Source organism: Pseudomonas sp. IT-196MI5, assembly GCF_949767415.1.
Taxonomy (GTDB): domain Bacteria; phylum Pseudomonadota; class Gammaproteobacteria; order Pseudomonadales; family Pseudomonadaceae; genus Aquipseudomonas.
Window position 1 is genome coordinate 1 of the sequence record NZ_CATKPZ010000052.1, and the last position, 960, is coordinate 960.

Consider the following 960-nt stretch of genomic DNA (forward strand, 5'->3'; position numbering starts at 1 on the left):
AGCGTCCTTACTGGAACTTCGAGCGTCGATGGCCCGGTCAGCGTGGTCAATTTCACCATCGGTGACACCACCTACGCCGCTGGCAGCACCGCGACCATCGCCAACGTCGGCACTCTGGTGATCGGCGCCAACGGGGCCTACACCTTCACTCCGGACGCCAACTACAACGGCGCGGTGCCAACCGTCAGCTACACCGTCACCGACGGTTCCGGCACAAACGACACCTCGACCCTGAACATCGACGTTACGCCGGTCGACGACAGCTTTGTCGATGCCAGCGAAACGGTCTCCACTCCGGAAGACACCGCCCTGAGCGGCAGCGTCCTCACGGGCACGAGCAGCGTCGACGGCCCGGTCAGCGTGGTCAATTTCAGCATCGGTGACACCACCTACGCCGCTGGCAGCACCGCGACCATCGCCAACGTCGGTACCCTGGTGATCGGCACCAACGGCGCTTACACCTTTACCCCGGACGCCAACTACAACGGCGCGGTACCAACCGTCAGCTACACCGTGACCGACGGGTCCGGCAGCGACGTCACGTCAACCCTGAACATCGACGTCACGCCGGCCGATGACAGCTTCACCGACCTCAGCGAACGTGTGACCACTGCTGAAGATGCCCCGGTGAGCGGCAGCGTCCTTACTGGGACCTCAAGCGTCGATGGCCCGGTCAGCGTGGTCAACTTCAGCATCGACGGTGTGACTGGCACTTTCACAGCGGGCCAGACCGCGACCATCGCCAATGTCGGTACCCTGGTGATCGGCGCCAACGGGGCCTACACCTTTACCCCGGACGCCAACTACAACGGCACGGTACCAACCGTGAGCTACACCGTCACCGACGGGTCCGGCAGCAATCTCACCTCGACTTTGAACATCGACGTTACGCCGGTCGATGACAGCTTCACCGACCTCAGCGAAACGGTCTCGACTCCGGAAGACACCGCCCTGACCGGC

The 960-nt window shown here is 63.3% G+C and carries 1 protein-coding gene; it reads left to right on the forward strand.

What is annotated here, in order from left to right; all coding sequences use genetic code 11:
- Nucleotides 1-960, forward strand: a 960-nt coding sequence (locus tag ACM6IK_RS22710; RefSeq protein ID WP_414876091.1) for a cadherin-like domain-containing protein, incomplete at both ends; no start/stop codon positions are given.